The organism is Nocardioides albus (genome assembly GCF_014648255.1).
Classification (GTDB): domain Bacteria; phylum Actinomycetota; class Actinomycetes; order Propionibacteriales; family Nocardioidaceae; genus Nocardioides; species Nocardioides albus.
On record NZ_BMQT01000001.1, the window covers coordinates 231,293 to 244,117 of the forward strand.

General features: G+C 67.6%; 16 protein-coding genes and 2 tRNA genes. 10 read left to right on the top strand and 8 right to left on the bottom strand.

The genetic code is table 11. From position 1 onward, the window contains the following. Positions 1–171: 171 nt before the first annotated feature. Positions 172–552: an MmcQ/YjbR family DNA-binding protein gene (locus tag IEY84_RS01025; RefSeq protein WP_183541391.1), complete on the bottom strand. Its 381-nt coding sequence runs from the start codon at positions 550–552 to the stop codon at positions 172–174. Positions 553–628: 76 nt separating this feature from the next. Here IEY84_RS01025 and IEY84_RS01030 point away from each other — a divergent pair, with 76 nt between their 5' ends. The 5 genes from IEY84_RS01030 (at position 629) to IEY84_RS01050 (ending at position 4,216) form a co-directional block, all read left to right on the top strand. After that, positions 629–1,093, top strand: a complete 465-nt coding sequence (locus IEY84_RS01030) for a MarR family winged helix-turn-helix transcriptional regulator (protein WP_183541393.1) — start codon at positions 629–631, stop codon at positions 1,091–1,093. Next, positions 1,090–1,512 carry a winged helix DNA-binding protein gene (locus IEY84_RS01035; protein ID WP_183541395.1) on the top strand — a complete coding sequence of 141 codons (423 nt, stop codon included), beginning with the start codon at positions 1,090–1,092 and terminating at the stop codon, positions 1,510–1,512. Before IEY84_RS01030 ends, IEY84_RS01035 begins: the two co-directional genes overlap by 4 nt. Positions 1,513–1,522: 10 nt before the next feature. Continuing rightward, positions 1,523–3,100: a phytoene desaturase family protein gene (locus IEY84_RS01040; protein WP_183541397.1), complete on the top strand. Its 1,578-nt coding sequence runs from the start codon at positions 1,523–1,525 to the stop codon at positions 3,098–3,100. An 87-nt stretch (positions 3,101–3,187) separates the two neighbouring features. Then, positions 3,188–3,260, top strand: a tRNA-Lys gene (locus tag IEY84_RS01045). A gap of 224 nt (positions 3,261–3,484) precedes the next feature. Further along, positions 3,485–4,216, top strand: coding sequence for a L,D-transpeptidase family protein (locus IEY84_RS01050; RefSeq protein WP_229788205.1), 732 nt, complete (start codon positions 3,485–3,487; stop codon positions 4,214–4,216). Between the two features lie 190 nt (positions 4,217–4,406). Here IEY84_RS01050 and IEY84_RS01055 read toward each other — a convergent pair whose 3' ends face one another. Together IEY84_RS01055 and IEY84_RS01060 are read right to left on the bottom strand one after the other, a co-directional pair. Then, positions 4,407–4,970, bottom strand: coding sequence for a TetR/AcrR family transcriptional regulator (locus IEY84_RS01055; RefSeq protein WP_183541399.1), 564 nt, complete (start codon positions 4,968–4,970; stop codon positions 4,407–4,409). A gap of 16 nt (positions 4,971–4,986) precedes the next feature. Beyond that, positions 4,987–5,658, bottom strand: coding sequence for a biliverdin-producing heme oxygenase (locus IEY84_RS01060; protein WP_183541401.1), 672 nt, complete (start codon positions 5,656–5,658; stop codon positions 4,987–4,989). A 435-nt stretch (positions 5,659–6,093) separates the two neighbouring features. On the opposite strand from IEY84_RS01060, the gene IEY84_RS01065 reads away from it, so the two are divergent. From IEY84_RS01065 to IEY84_RS01080, 4 genes are all read left to right on the top strand, one after another. After that, complete coding sequence (locus tag IEY84_RS01065; protein ID WP_183541403.1) at positions 6,094–7,407, top strand: hypothetical protein; 1,314 nt, start codon at positions 6,094–6,096, stop codon at positions 7,405–7,407. Positions 7,408–7,599: 192 nt separating this feature from the next. Next, positions 7,600–8,490 carry a GmrSD restriction endonuclease domain-containing protein gene (locus IEY84_RS26890; protein WP_183541405.1) on the top strand — a complete coding sequence of 297 codons (891 nt, stop codon included), beginning with the start codon at positions 7,600–7,602 and terminating at the stop codon, positions 8,488–8,490. Between the two features lie 103 nt (positions 8,491–8,593). Continuing rightward, a complete protein-coding gene (locus tag IEY84_RS01075) occupies positions 8,594–9,838 on the top strand; it encodes a hypothetical protein (RefSeq protein ID WP_183541407.1) in 1,245 nt (414 codons plus the stop codon). Continuing rightward, a complete protein-coding gene (locus IEY84_RS01080; RefSeq protein ID WP_183541409.1) occupies positions 9,831–10,430 on the top strand; it encodes a class F sortase in 600 nt (199 codons plus the stop codon). The genes IEY84_RS01075 and IEY84_RS01080 overlap by 8 nt, the downstream gene beginning before the upstream one ends. Before the next feature lie 16 nt (positions 10,431–10,446). On the opposite strand, the gene IEY84_RS01085 is transcribed toward IEY84_RS01080, so the two are convergent. After that, the gene (locus tag IEY84_RS01085) at positions 10,447–10,782 is read right to left on the bottom strand and encodes a GroES family chaperonin (protein ID WP_183541411.1); all 336 of its coding nucleotides are present in this window, start codon (positions 10,780–10,782) and stop codon (positions 10,447–10,449) included. A 21-nt stretch (positions 10,783–10,803) separates the two neighbouring features. Beyond that, positions 10,804–11,061, bottom strand: coding sequence for a DUF3618 domain-containing protein (locus IEY84_RS01090; protein WP_183541413.1), 258 nt, complete (start codon positions 11,059–11,061; stop codon positions 10,804–10,806). Between the two features lie 92 nt (positions 11,062–11,153). Between IEY84_RS01090 and bcp the strand changes: the two genes are divergently transcribed. Then, entirely contained in the window at positions 11,154–11,624 is a 471-nt protein-coding gene (bcp, locus tag IEY84_RS01095) for a thioredoxin-dependent thiol peroxidase (RefSeq protein ID WP_183541415.1), read from the top strand. Positions 11,625–11,637: 13 nt separating this feature from the next. Here the strand turns inward: bcp and IEY84_RS01100 are convergent, their stop codons facing one another. The 3 genes from IEY84_RS01100 to IEY84_RS01110 all read right to left on the bottom strand — a co-directional run bounded on the left by IEY84_RS01100 (position 11,638) and on the right by IEY84_RS01110 (position 12,792). Beyond that, positions 11,638–12,045 (bottom strand): hypothetical protein, encoded by a 408-nt coding sequence (locus IEY84_RS01100; protein WP_183541417.1) that lies wholly within the window; start codon positions 12,043–12,045, stop codon positions 11,638–11,640. 112 nt (positions 12,046–12,157) lie between these two features. Beyond that, positions 12,158–12,239, bottom strand: a tRNA-Leu gene (locus IEY84_RS01105). Positions 12,240–12,309: 70 nt separating this feature from the next. Then, positions 12,310–12,792 carry an HNH endonuclease signature motif containing protein gene (locus IEY84_RS01110; protein WP_183541419.1) on the bottom strand — a complete coding sequence of 161 codons (483 nt, stop codon included), beginning with the start codon at positions 12,790–12,792 and terminating at the stop codon, positions 12,310–12,312. Positions 12,793–12,825 lie beyond the last annotated feature (33 nt).

Sequence of the window (12,825 nt, forward strand, 5' to 3'; positions counted from 1 at the left end):
GATTTACCATGGCAACATGCCCGAGTATGAGCAGTCGGCCTAGGGTCTAAGGTCCCAATCGGGCCGCGACTCTTGAAGACTATTTCCGCAGTACGAAGCAGCTCGGATCGTCGGCGCCACGAGAAACCGGACGTGACCAGCGAAAGCTTGCGGAGAGGCCTCCGAGCGGCGCTATTCCGACCCCACGGTCGGACGCTCGACGAGAGCGGCCAGCTTCGCCGGGGCCTGGATGCAGTACGAATCGGTCAGGAGCTCGGCGACCTCATCCCAGTCGGTGTCGTCATCGAGGATCATCCCGACGACGTTGCCACCCCACCCGGCCTTGAAATAGGGATGACCCAGGTGCTCGAAGGCCACCACCTCGTCAGGCTCACCACGGAACATGATCCGGAACAGCTGGTCCTCACCGCCGAAGACGTGCACCACCGTCGCCTGACCGACCCGCCAGCGCACGCCCACCCAGGCATCCTCCTCGATGCACTTCGGAAACGCGGCGAGGATCTCCCTCAGCCGCGCCACCATCGCCCGGGGCACCTCAGGACGCTCAGCCATGACACTGATCCTGCCAGGGACCACCGACAGCGTTAATCGCTATACATGTTTATTATCAACATGTACCGTTTCGCCCGTGAAGAAGCAGACGATCGGACACGTCGCATGGCGCCTGGCCATGCGCCTGCGGGTGTCGATGGACCGAGCGCTCGCGCCGTTGGGGCTCACCCACGCGCAGTACTCCCTCATCGCCTCCCTCCACGGTCTCCGCGCCTCGGAGGACCCGACCCAGAGGCAGCTGGCCGACCTCACCGGACTCGAGCCGATGTACGTCTCCAAGCTCGCCCGCCAGCTCGAGGCGAAAGGCTGGGTGAAGCGCGTCCGGGATCCCAAGGACACCCGGGCCGTACGCCTCGTCATCACGCCCGAGGGCACCGAGGTGACCCGCGAGGCGATCGCGGTGACCGGTCGGCTGCTCGACCAGCTCACCGCACCGCTCGGCGGCCGCAACAGCCGCCGAGCCGCCGAGGCGCAAGCAGCGCTCGAGGCGATGCTCGCCGCCCCCATCGACACCGACCCCACACCCGGAGACCGATCATGACCGTTGCCACTCCTCCCCTCACCGGCGCCAACCTGGGCGTCGCCTACTTCGCCGTGCGCAAGAACCTTCTCAACGTGCTCGACGACTACGACCTGACCTTCGAGCAGTCGCTCCTGCTCAACTACCTGCGCCAGGGCGACGCCACGCGTGCCGATCTGATCGCGGCGACTGCCGACAACATCAAGATCTCCGCGGCCGAGGTCGAGTCGCATCTCGACGCCGCGATCGCCCGCGGACTGATCGCCGACGGACTCACCTTGACCGAGCAGGGCGACAGTCTCCAGCAGCAGATCACCGAGCGTGTCCAGCCACTGACCAGGACGTTCTTCGCCGACATCCCGGCCGAGGACCTGGTCGTGACCGCCCGCGTCCTGGCCACCCTCACCGAACGGGCCGACGCCGCTCTGGCCACCTCCTAGTATCGGGGCCATGGCACAGGAGAAGTACGACGTAGTAGTAGCCGGCGGCGGACACAACGGCCTCACCGCCGCGGCCTATCTGAGCCGGGCGGGCCTCTCGGTCCTGGTGCTCGAGCGGCTCGACCACGTCGGGGGTGCCGCGATCTCGGCCCAGGCGTTCGAGGGCTTCCCGACCCGGCTCTCGCGCTACTCCTACCTGGTCTCGCTGCTCCCCGAGCAGATCCGCACCGATCTCGGGCTCGACATCGAGCTCGCGTCGCGGCAGACCGCGTCGTACTCTCCCTTCCTCGACGGCTCGCGGGCCACCGGCCTCCTCGTGGAGACGCCCGAGGGCGAGGCCACCGCGGCGAGCTTCCGCGCGGTGACCGGGTCGGACGAGGAGTACGCCGCGTGGCAGTCGTTCTACGACGAGGTCTCGGACCTCGCCCGGGCGGTCGCCCCCACCCTCACCTCCCCGCTTCCCACGGGTGCCGCGATCCGATCGGAGGTGGGTGCGCCGATCTGGCGCGACATCGTCGAGCGGCCGCTCGGGGAGGCGATCGAGCGCCGCTTCGCCAACGACCTCGTCCGCGGCGTGGTCGCCACCGACGCCCTGATCGGCACCTTCGCCGGACTCGGCGAGGCGAGCCTGATCCAGAACCGCTGCTTCCTCTACCACCTGATCGGCAACGGGACCGGCGAGTGGCGGGTGCCGATCGGAGGCATGGGCGCGGTCACCGGGGCGATCGCCAAGGCGGCGTACGCAGGCGGCGCGCAGGTCCTCACCGGCGCGACCGTCACCTCGATCCGCGGCGGTGCCGTCGGCGAGGGCGCCGAGGTCACCTGGACCGACGCCTCCGGCTCCCACACGGTGGCGGCCGACTTCGTGCTCTCCGGCCTGGCTCCGTACGTCCTCGACGGCCTCCTCGGCCGCGCTCCCTCTCCCACGAGCAAGCCGGTGGGCGCCCAGCTCAAGATCAACATGCTCCTCGAGCGCCTCCCCCGGCTGCGCTCCGGCGAGGACCCGAAGGTCGCCTTCGCCGGCACCCTCCACCTCGGCGAGTCCTACTCCGAGCTCGAGAAGGCGTACGCCGAGGCTGCCGCCGGCTCGGTGCCGACCGAGATGCCGGGCGAGGTCTACTGCCACTCGCTGACCGACCCCTCCATCCTCGGCGACGTCCCGCCCGGCACCCAGACCCTCACCTACTTCGGCCTGCACGCGCCCGCGACCCTCTTCGAGGACCCGGCCACGCGCGAGGAGCGCAAGGCCCAGGCGGTCGAGCGCGCCATCGCCTCCCTCGACCGCCACCTGCTCGACCCGATCTCCTCCGTCGTCGCACGGACCTCGGACGGGACGCCGTGCATCGAGGCCAAGATCCCCCAGGAGATCGAGGCCGACCTGGCCATGCCCGGCGGCCACATCTTCCACGGCGACCTCGCCTGGCCCTGGGCCCCCGACCACGCCGCCCTCACTACCCCCGCCGCGCGCTGGGGCGTCGCCACCGACCTCGGCACCGTCCTGACGTGCGGCTCGGGCGCCGTACGCGGCGGCGCCGTCTCCGGCCTCGGCGGCCACAACGCCGCCCAGGCGGTCCTCGAGCTCCGCTGACCCAAGCACAGCCTCGATTTGGGGCGGATCCGAGCCCGCTGCTAGTGTTCTTCTCGTCGCCGAGCGCGCAAGCAGCTCGCGGGACGTGCGCCATTAGCTCAATTGGTAGAGCAGCTGACTCTTAATCAGCGGGTTGTAGGTTCAAGTCCTACATGGCGTACATCGAAACCGGCCCTCACCTGGACTTCCAGGGGAGGGCCGGTTCTTTGCTATCTGACCCTGGCGCATCATCGGGCACGCAAACCCCGACCAGGACGGCGACCTGGTCGGGGTTTGTTCCGGACTCGTTACCGCTACTCGCAGGTAAAGCCGCGCATACCCCGCTAGGCTCCCGCGGTTCGATCGCTCGGATCGAGCAATCCCCCATGTACAAGGAGAAGTCTCGTGAGACTCTCGATCGACCGAAGAACAGGTCTGGTCGGCGGTGTCGTCGCCGTCGTCGCGACCGCCGCCGCCATGTTCTCCCTGCTTCCCTCCAATGCCGGCGCCGCGACGACCGTGGTCCTGGACGGCGTCTCGGTCTCCGTCCCCTACGGCGGCACCCAGGTCGTCACCGTGAACCGCAGCTCAGGGACATACGCCAACGTCCGGTTCTGGCAGAAGACCGACGGCAGGTGGACCCAGAAGTTCATGACCACCAAGGGCCGGATCGGCTCCGGTGGGCTCGTGGCGCGCGACAAGCGCAAGCAGGGCACCAGCACCACCCCGATGGGCACCTTCAGCCTGATGTCGACCTTCGGTAGGTATGCCAAGACCAGCACCCAGAAGCTCAGCCACCGCAAGATCACCAGCGACGCCTACTGGGTCCAGGACAACAACTCCGCCTACTACAACCGCTACCGTCTCAAGTCCCAGGGCGGCTTCCGCTACTGGCTCCCCGCCAGCGACGTGAACAGCTCCGAGCGACTGGCGGCATACCCGACGCAGTACGAGTATGCGGTCGTCATCAAGTACAACTACGACAAGCCGGTCCGCTACCGCGGCGCCGGCATCTTCCTGCATGTCAACGGCTCGGGCGCGACAGGCGGCTGCGTCAGCGTCCCGCGCTGGATGATGAAGGAGTACTTCAGCCTTCTCGACCCCACCAAGAAGCCCGTCATCGCCATCGGCGCCTGACGGTTCGTACGACGCAGCTCGGTCAGTTCGCAGAAGCGGAAACTCGACCACCGAGCCAGCGGTGCCATCGCGGGGCGAACGAACTTTCGTTCGCCCCGCGATGGCATTTTCGTATGAGGCGGGCGGCGCGGGCGAGGCATGGGCGGACCCCTGCCCATGCGGCCCACCACGAATTCAGGCGCCGAACCTGTTACGACGCACCGACGGCGCGGAGGACGAACTCCTCGACCCGCTCGGCGGGGACGCGACGCGCGCCTAGGACGGCGTGGATGAGGGAGATGGTCGCGTCGACGTCGGTGACGGCGAAGATGCCTTGCTCGGCGCCCTGCTCGAGGATCCCAGCAAGGACCTGCTCGACGGCGACGACGTGCTCGCGGATCTCCTGACGAGCCTCCTCGGGGAGCGCGCCGTAGACCTGCGGGCCGAACCCCATGTGAAACCGCTCCCCCAAGGTGATGTGGTTGCGTACGTAGATCCGCAGCCGCTCCGCCGGCTCCTCGCTCACGGCGAGCTGAGCCTGCAGGGACGCGACGTACTCCGAGGTCTCGTGGGTCGCGAAGGCGACCATCACCGCGTCACGGTCCTTGAAGTGGTGGTAGATCGCGGTGCGGCCGATCCCTGCGCGTTCCGCCAGCCTCGACATGCTGATGGCGTCGTAGCTGCCTTCGACCATCAGCTCCGCGAACGCGGCGAAGATCCGCTCGCGCACCAGCCTGCGGTGCTCGGGGACGCTCTCGGCTGCGATCCGAGGCATGAGGGCGGACCTCAGCTCACCTGCGGTAGTCGTCGAGGCGAGCGCCGAGCTCCTCGAAGAGCGCCTGGTTGAGCCCGAAGGCGACCTGGACCTCCTCGACGATGCGGAGCTTCTCGGCGGGGTCGAGATCCAGCACGTCCAGACGGGCGCGGTAGCCGTCCTTGTAGGGCTTCGGCTTGGGGATCTCGGCGAACTCGTAGAACGCCACGCCCTCCCCGTCGAGCTCGAAGAACCGGTCGAGCAGCCGGCCGATCGCCTGGCCGCCGGAGAGGTCACCGAGATAGCGGGTGTAGTGGTGGGCGGCGTAGAGACCACCCCAGGCGCGGGAGGCCTCGATCCGAGCGACGTACGCATCGGCAGCCGCCGACTCCACGGAGCCGTCGTCGACTCCTGGCGCCCAGACGGCCAGGTCGGCATCGATCGCAGCCAGACGCTCCAGAGCAACGTCGTGGACGGCCGCGGCGACGGTATCGGTGGCGGCCAGGTCGCGCCCCACCGCCTCGAGCGCGGCATAGACCTTGCGCAGGCGCAGCAGATAGTCGGCGTACCCCTGTTCGTTGACCCGACCGGCCAGCAGCTCCTCCATGAACGAGGAGCTCTCGGCCGCGGTGTGCTGGGCTCGAGAGCCCTCGCGCATCAGCGCGGAGAGCGGGGCGCCGTAGATCTCGTCGACGAGTTGGGCAGACATAGGTGCTCCAGTGAGGTCGGGGCGTCAAGAGAACGGCGTTCCGGGAAGATACTGACACATTGTCAGAAAGCCCTCAAGCCTCTACTTAGGTCACCCTAACTGAGCCTCGACGTGATTGAGGCCGACTTTTTGCCATCCGGCCTCAGCGGAACATTCCAGGCACAGGATCCATACGACAGATCCATATCCAGGGCCCCAACGCGGCCATCGATCATTTCCTTGTCGAGATCGACCTCCGGCACGACCTGTTACCGGCGAAGTTACGGGGAGATTGTGTGACCTCAGGCATGAGGTCGGCGCTGGTCGGCGGCGAATCGACGTGGCTAGACTCCCCGCTTCGTCACGGCGAGTCACAGCAACCGGGGGGCTGCAGAGGCTGACTTCTACTCGTCGTGCCCTGTCATCGACAGATATCAACATCATTGGAGAAGTCACTTGCGCTCCCCACTCTCGGTCCGCGGAGCCGCCCTTGTTGCGGCGACCGCGATGATCGGTCTCACCGTGACCGCGGCCCCGGCGACTGCGTCGGCGGAGAAGCCCCAGGCCAAGGCATCGTCGGTCGCTCTGACCGTCAACGTGTCCGACAAGGTCAAGGTCGACACCGGTCGCTACACCGCCACCTACAACGGCAAGAAGACCGTCAACTCCGGCACCAACAAGCCGGCCCTGCCGCTCCTCGGGAGCGACCAGAAGCTGCTCTCGGTCGGCGTCTTCGCCCAGGACGCGGCCGCTGCCCTCCAGGACGGCACCGCGTACTCCGGCGCCTGCTCGGCACTTGCCGGCAAGGGTGCGACCCTGGTCGCCATCGGTGACGGTTCGAGCTGCGTCAAGCCGGGCGAGGCCGTCACGGTGAACCTCGCCGAGCTCGACCTCCAGAAGCTGGGCGCGACCACCGACTACCTGCTCACCGACCAGAGCAAGTCGGTCCACGTGAAGCTCGGCCCGGTCAACGACCTTGTCCAGGCCATCGTCTCCGGCGTGCTCGCCAAGGTCGGCAAGCTCTCGGTCGGCGTCGACCTCGACGCCGCGGAGAGCACCTGCATGGCGCAGGGCTCCTCGTTCACGGGCAAGACCCAGCTCAAGAACGCGGCCGTCACCGTCAACGTCCCCGGCAAGGGCGACATCAAGCTGGCCGACCTGCCGGCGAACCCGAAGAAGAACACGACGGTCGTGCCTGACCTCTCCCCGGTCACCGACGCCGTCCTCGGCCGCGTCGACACGCTGCTCAAGTCCGGTCTGGAGAACAAGTTCACGCCCGACGACATGGGCATCTCGATCCGTATCGACCTGATCGAGCACATCAAGGAGCAGCTCGCCGTGCTGCTCAAGGGCCTCGAGACCGACTTGGTCAAGCTCACCATGAACAAGCAGGAGAAGACCGCGAAGTCGCTCGAGGTCTCCGCCCTGGACATCAAGGTCCTCGACGCCGTCAAGAAGGTCGGCGCCCCGACCGCTGCCGACGTCGCCATCGGCACCAGCACCTGCGGCACCAACGGCCTCACTGTCTCCGAGGAGAAGGCCGTCGCCACGGGCGAGAAGAAGAAGAACATCGACGTCGTGGTCTCCGGCGACAAGTCCGACCCGGACACGAGCCTCGCAGTCAAGCCGGACAACGCGCCGGCCAACGCCGAGCTCGACCTGCTCTCCTCGCCGGCCGCCAAGGGCGGATTCGCCGCCGGCGCGCTCGCGCTGCTCGTCGCTGCAGCCGCCGCCACCCGGTGGTTCCTGCTGCGCCGCGCCCAGGCCTGATCGACTGATCAGCCCTCACCTGTAGCACCCGGTATCCCGGGCCAGGCATCAAGCCCTGGCCCGGGATTCCTCATTTCCGAGCAGGGGCGGCCCCCGGCGGCGCGCCTGCGTGCCGCCTACCGCGGGATCCGACAGAGTTGAGCCGCCCCGGCGCTCCCCCGGGCCCTTCCCCCATCTCTCTGGAGTCACCTCATGCTGCGCCCGTTGGCGACCCTGCTCGCCGTCATACTCCTCTGCTCCAGCTGCGCCGCCGAGGTCTCCGAGCCCGACGCCGCCGTCCAAGCCGGATACGGCGCCGACAGCGGCGAGAAGGTCACCCTTCCGTTGACCGAAGCCATCGCGAAGCTTCCGGTCGCCCCCGAGGTCAGCTCCGGTTACGAGCGGGAGAAGTTCAACCACTGGGTCGATGCCGACGGCGACTGCCAGGACGCCCGCGCCGAGGTGCTCCTCGAAGAGTCGCGGAAGAAGGCACGCGGCAGGTGCGAGGTGACCCGAGGTGATTGGTTCTCCGCGTACGACGACGTCACCCTCAAACGCCCCGGTGGCCTCGACATCGACCACATGGTCGCGCTCAAGGAGGGTTGGGAGTCCGGCGCCCACGCGTGGAGCGACGAGGAGCGGGAGGCGTACGCCAACGACCTCGGCGACCCGCGCGCACTCATCGCCGTCACCGCCGCGACCAACCGCAGCAAGGGCGACCAGGACCCGGCCGACTGGATGCCGGACGCCGCGGCCTATCACTGCAGGTACGCCGCCGACTGGGTCGCCGTGAAGATCCGCTGGAGCCTCTTCGCCGACCGTGCGGAGAAGGCTGCGCTCGAGGACATCGCCTCGGGCTGCGACAACCCCGAGATCACCGTCCGACTGGCCCAGGTGAACCCACCTCCCAGCGACGCAGCCAGCAGCGAACCCAGCGGCGAGCCCAGCGGCGAGCCCAGCGGCGAGCCCGGCCGTGACGATCCGCGCTTCGACACCTGCGCCAAGGCGATCACGGAGGGGTACGGGCCGTACCGGAAGGGTCGCGATCCGGAGTACGACTGGTATCGCGACGGCGACAAAGACGGATCTGTCTGCGACAGTTGACCCAGATACTGGGATTCCGCAGGTCAAGGCATACCCCAGGCCGTAACGTGCGGGGTCACTCGTCCGTTGAGTGTGACGAAGGTCAAAGGGAGGGGAGATTTACGTGCGCACACAATTGATCGCGCGAGGGACCGCGGTGGCTGCTGCAGCCGCCATGGTCGCCTTGTCGGCCGCACCTGCGAGCGCCGCCACGGTGTCGCAGGCGTCCGCAACCGCGCTGAGCTTCACGCCCGCCGGCGGCGCGGCAACGGACTCAGGCACCTACGCCGTCACCAACGACGGCAGCACCGAGTCCTCCGAAGGCACCAACAAGCCCGTCGTCAACCTGCTCGCCGGCCAGGAAGCGGTCCACGTGGGCACGTTGGCCCAGGACGCGGTCGCCAACCGCAACGCCACCTCGGCGGCCTGCTCCGGCATCGCCGGTGACGGTGCCACCCTGGTCGCCGCTGGTTCCGGCGACTGCCTCAGCGGCGGCAACAACATCAAGCTCGACGCGGCCAGCCTCGACTTCAGCGAGCTGGAGGTGATCCAGTCCGACCTGTTCCAGGGCATGGACACCAAGGTCCAGGAGGCGCTGAAGCCGTTCCAGACCCAGATCACCGGCGCGCTCGACCAGCTCCTCGCCCCCGTGGTCGACGGATTGGATGGCGCGGGTCTCTACGTTGACCTCGGTGCCGTACAAAGCCACTGCACTGCCGACGACGACACCGCGCGAGGCGACAGCACCATCGCCAGCTCGTCTGTCTACGTGGTCCTGCCCGGCGGCAAACGAGAGACCGTCGTCGACCTCCCGGTCGACCCCACCGTGAACCAGAAGGTCGTCACCGACCTCTCCGGCGTGGTCGATGTGGTCATCAAGGGCCTGCGTACGCAGCTGGCCAACGGTCTCGGCGGCGCGCTCCAGCCGATCGATCCCGTCGTCGTCGAGCTGCAGAAGCAGGTGCTCAACACGCTGTTGACCTCGATCGAGGGCCAGCTCGCGCCGTTGGAAGACAACCTCCTCGACATCACCCTGAACGCGCAGGAGACCTCTCCCGGCGCGATCACCGTGACCGCGCTCGACGCGAAGATCCTGCCCGCGGCCGAGCCGTTCGTCGGCGGGCCGCTGACCCACCTGACCATCGGCACCAGCAGCTGTGGCCCGAACAGCCCGGTCGCGAAGACGGTGGCCAACAACCCGCCGCCCAAGGCGGCCAACCCTCCGGCCACGGTCCCGACCGTGGTGACCGCCGGGATGGAGAGCTACGACGACGGCAGCGCCGGACGCATCGCCCTCGTCACCCTGCTGCTCCTCGCGGCCGCAGGCGCCGGTGCGGCGACGTACCTCCGCATGTTGCGGCGTGGCTGAATCAACTGCTGACTCGCCGCCGCGGCTTGCCGCGGCGGCGAGCGGGCTCTGGACCGCGCTGGTCGTGCTCGCCGTCGCGATGGTGCTGGCCGGCCTGATGTGGCCGAGCGGCAGCGCCGCGGTGGAGGTGCCGCCGGGCGCTCCGCAGCGCCTGGAGCTGCCTGGGATGAACACCAAGGCGAAGGTCGTCCCGATCCGGCTCGACGGCGAGGTGCTCGACCCGCCGCGCAATCCGCGCGAGATCGGCTGGTGGGTCGGCAGCGCCAAGCCGGGCTCGGCGCGGGGACAGACGGTCGTCACTGGTCACACGGTGCACACCGGTGGCGGCAGCCTCAACAAGCTCGACCACATCGAGGAGGGGCAGGAGGTCGACGTCGTCACCAAGGACGGGACCTTCCAGCACCAGGTCGACTCCGTCGAGGTGCTCAGTCGCAAGGAGCTCGCCGAGCAGGCCCAGCGCATCTTCGGTCAGGACCACGGCGACGGCCGGCTGGTGATCATCACCTGCACCGACTGGAACGGCTCGAGCTACGACAGCAACATCGTCGTGCTCGCGCATCGGTTCAATGCGCTGCCGAAGGACAAGAAGTAGTGCCGACTCGGCAGGATCACAGGTACAACCCAGTCGATTCGTCGGCGATCCGCTCAGCCGCGACCGCATGCACGTCGCGCTCGCGCATCAGGACATAGACCTCGCCGGCGACCTCGACCTCAGGCTTGTCGTCGGCGTCGAAGAGCACCCGGTCGCCGATCTCGACGGCCCGAGCGTGCGGGCCGACCGCGACCACACGCGACCAGGTGAGCCGTCGGGCCGCTCCCATGGCGGCCGTGGCCGGGATGACGATGCCACCCGACGAGCGGCGCTCACCGGCGTCAGCCCCGACCTCGACCAGGACCCGGTCGTGGAGCATCTTGATGGGGGTCTTGTCGGTCACGTCGGTCATTGCCTTGCTGGTGGGGGACGGTCAGTTGACCTTGGAGATCTTACGCAGCGTCGCCATGAGCACGAGCGTGCCCACCACCCCACCGACGGTCTTGGCGATGTTGCCCATCCTCGGCTCGCCGGAGACCGGGTCGACGTAGACCGCCTTGACGGCCGCAACCTGGCGCTGGACGATCGTCTTCGGGCTGCCCCGGTAGATCAGCTCGTCGATGGTGCCTGCGAGCCGCTCACGGATCTCTTCGATCTCGGACTCGAGCGAGGAAGTCTGGTCCTTGGACATGCGCAGACCTTAGCAACCGACGTACGTCCGCAGCGCGCTCCACCGCTGCGGTTCGCCTGGGAACTTCACAGACGTGCCGTTAGGTTGGCTCCATGACGCGTCTCGAGCCGGGCGATGTTGCCCCCGACTTCACCCTTCCCGACGACACCGGAGCCGAGGTCTCGCTCAGCAGCCTCCGCGGCCGCAAGGTGATCGTCTACTTCTACCCCGCCGCGATGACCCCCGGCTGCACCAAGCAGGCCTGCGACTTCACCGACTCGATCGACTCGCTGAAGGCCGCCGGTTACGAGGTCATCGGCGTATCCAAGGACAAGCCCGCCAAGCTCGCGAAGTTCCGCGAGCGTGACGCGCTCACCATCACCCTGGCCTCCGACGAGGACCTCTCGGTGCACAAGGCGTACGCCGCGTACGGCGAGAAGAAGCTCTACGGCAAGGTCGTCGAGGGCGTGATCCGCTCGACGTTCGTCGTGGACGAGGAAGGCAAGATCGAGGTCGCGCAGTACAACGTCAAGGCGACCGGCCACGTGGCCAAGCTCCGCCGCGACCTCGGCCTCGCTTCGTAGTCCTCGGTCCTGCTTACGGCTGGTCGTCGGGCTTCCGGAACTCCGGCGGAGGAGGTACGTCCCCCGGGATCTCCTTCGGGGGCTCGACGACCACAGGTCCGGTGCCGGCGCTCCACTTCGCGCCGGTCTCCTTCAGCCACTCGCCCGCGTGGGCGGCGGCATCGGTTGCGGCGACGCCGACCTGGAGCAGACCCGACAGCGCCTGGTTGCGCGGTGAGTCGGCGTCAGGTGCTGACCCGATCTCGACCCGCTTGGCCTCGATCTGCGCCTTGAACTCGCCGGCCTTCTCGACGGTCTTCTCACCGCCGGTGACAAGGTGAGGTGCTGACTTCACCTTGGCGTCCTCAACAGCGGGCTTGGCGCCTTCGACGCCCTTCTGGACGCCATCGCGCCAGTTGGACGCGTTGTCCTTGAACGACATGACTTCATCCCTCTCCATGGATGGGGTGTTGTGCTTCCATCCTTGGGGGTCGCGTGCCCGTTGTCCATCGGGATCGACCCTGGATCGCCCCGGGTCGAACCCGGACTCTGTGTGCCGAAGGCGGGACTTGAACCCGCACGCCCTGGAGCACAGCATCCTAAGTGCTGCGTGTCTGCCAATTCCACCACTTCGGCCGAGCGGCGATCAGTCTATGGGCTGACAGCCCCAACCAGACAGTTGGCGGCGTTGGAAACTGACGAGTCGCTATCCGTCAACCAAGGTGTACTTCCCACGACTCGCGCCGCTGAAGTTTGGCGTTTGGCTGTGGCAGTTGGGGCAGAGGAACCGGAGATTGTCTGCGCGATTGTTATGGAAGTCGCCGTCGATATGGTCGACGTGCAGTCGGAGCGGCTTGCCGCGCCACTCGCCGCCGCAGCCACATTCAGCACAGACGTACGGACGTCCTATCTCGAGGAGCGCGCGTCTCAGCATGGGTGGTTTCGCTCGGCCACTGCCTGGTGGGCGGACGACGAGGATCTCCTCCGACGAGTGTCGAGCATGTGCACCGGTACCGACGTACCGAACGAAGTGGCTGGTGTCGATACCCATCTTCTTGAGCATCCTGCTGATGTGGGCGTGAGTTCCGCCCGCCTGGTTGAGGCCAAGATGCCGCAGAACTCCGGCGACGGATGTCGAGTTGTCGACCGCCTCCTGCAACATCTCCTGTGTGTACTTCCGCCAAGCCATGGAAATGACAGTAAGCCTGGCCACCGACACTTT

Excerpts from the sequence above, each read along its gene's own strand:
- IEY84_RS01025 (WP_183541391.1), bottom strand. The coding sequence starts at position 552 with ATGGCTGAGCGTCCTGAGGTGCCCCGGGCGATGGTGGCGCGGCTGAGG.
- IEY84_RS01035 (WP_183541395.1), top strand. The coding sequence starts at position 1,090 with ATGACCGTTGCCACTCCTCCCCTCACCGGCGCCAACCTGGGCGTCGCC.
- IEY84_RS01040 (WP_183541397.1), top strand. The coding sequence starts at position 1,523 with ATGGCACAGGAGAAGTACGACGTAGTAGTAGCCGGCGGCGGACACAAC.
- IEY84_RS01055 (WP_183541399.1), bottom strand. The coding sequence starts at position 4,970 with ATGCCTCGGATCGCAGCCGAGAGCGTCCCCGAGCACCGCAGGCTGGTG.
- IEY84_RS01060 (WP_183541401.1), bottom strand. The coding sequence starts at position 5,658 with ATGTCTGCCCAACTCGTCGACGAGATCTACGGCGCCCCGCTCTCCGCG.
- IEY84_RS26890 (WP_183541405.1), top strand. The coding sequence starts at position 7,600 with ATGCTGCGCCCGTTGGCGACCCTGCTCGCCGTCATACTCCTCTGCTCC.
- IEY84_RS01085 (WP_183541411.1), bottom strand. The coding sequence starts at position 10,782 with ATGACCGACGTGACCGACAAGACCCCCATCAAGATGCTCCACGACCGG.
- IEY84_RS01090 (WP_183541413.1), bottom strand. The coding sequence starts at position 11,061 with ATGTCCAAGGACCAGACTTCCTCGCTCGAGTCCGAGATCGAAGAGATC.
- bcp (WP_183541415.1), top strand. The coding sequence starts at position 11,154 with ATGACGCGTCTCGAGCCGGGCGATGTTGCCCCCGACTTCACCCTTCCC.
- IEY84_RS01100 (WP_183541417.1), bottom strand. The coding sequence starts at position 12,045 with ATGTCGTTCAAGGACAACGCGTCCAACTGGCGCGATGGCGTCCAGAAG.
- IEY84_RS01110 (WP_183541419.1), bottom strand. The coding sequence starts at position 12,792 with ATGGCTTGGCGGAAGTACACACAGGAGATGTTGCAGGAGGCGGTCGAC.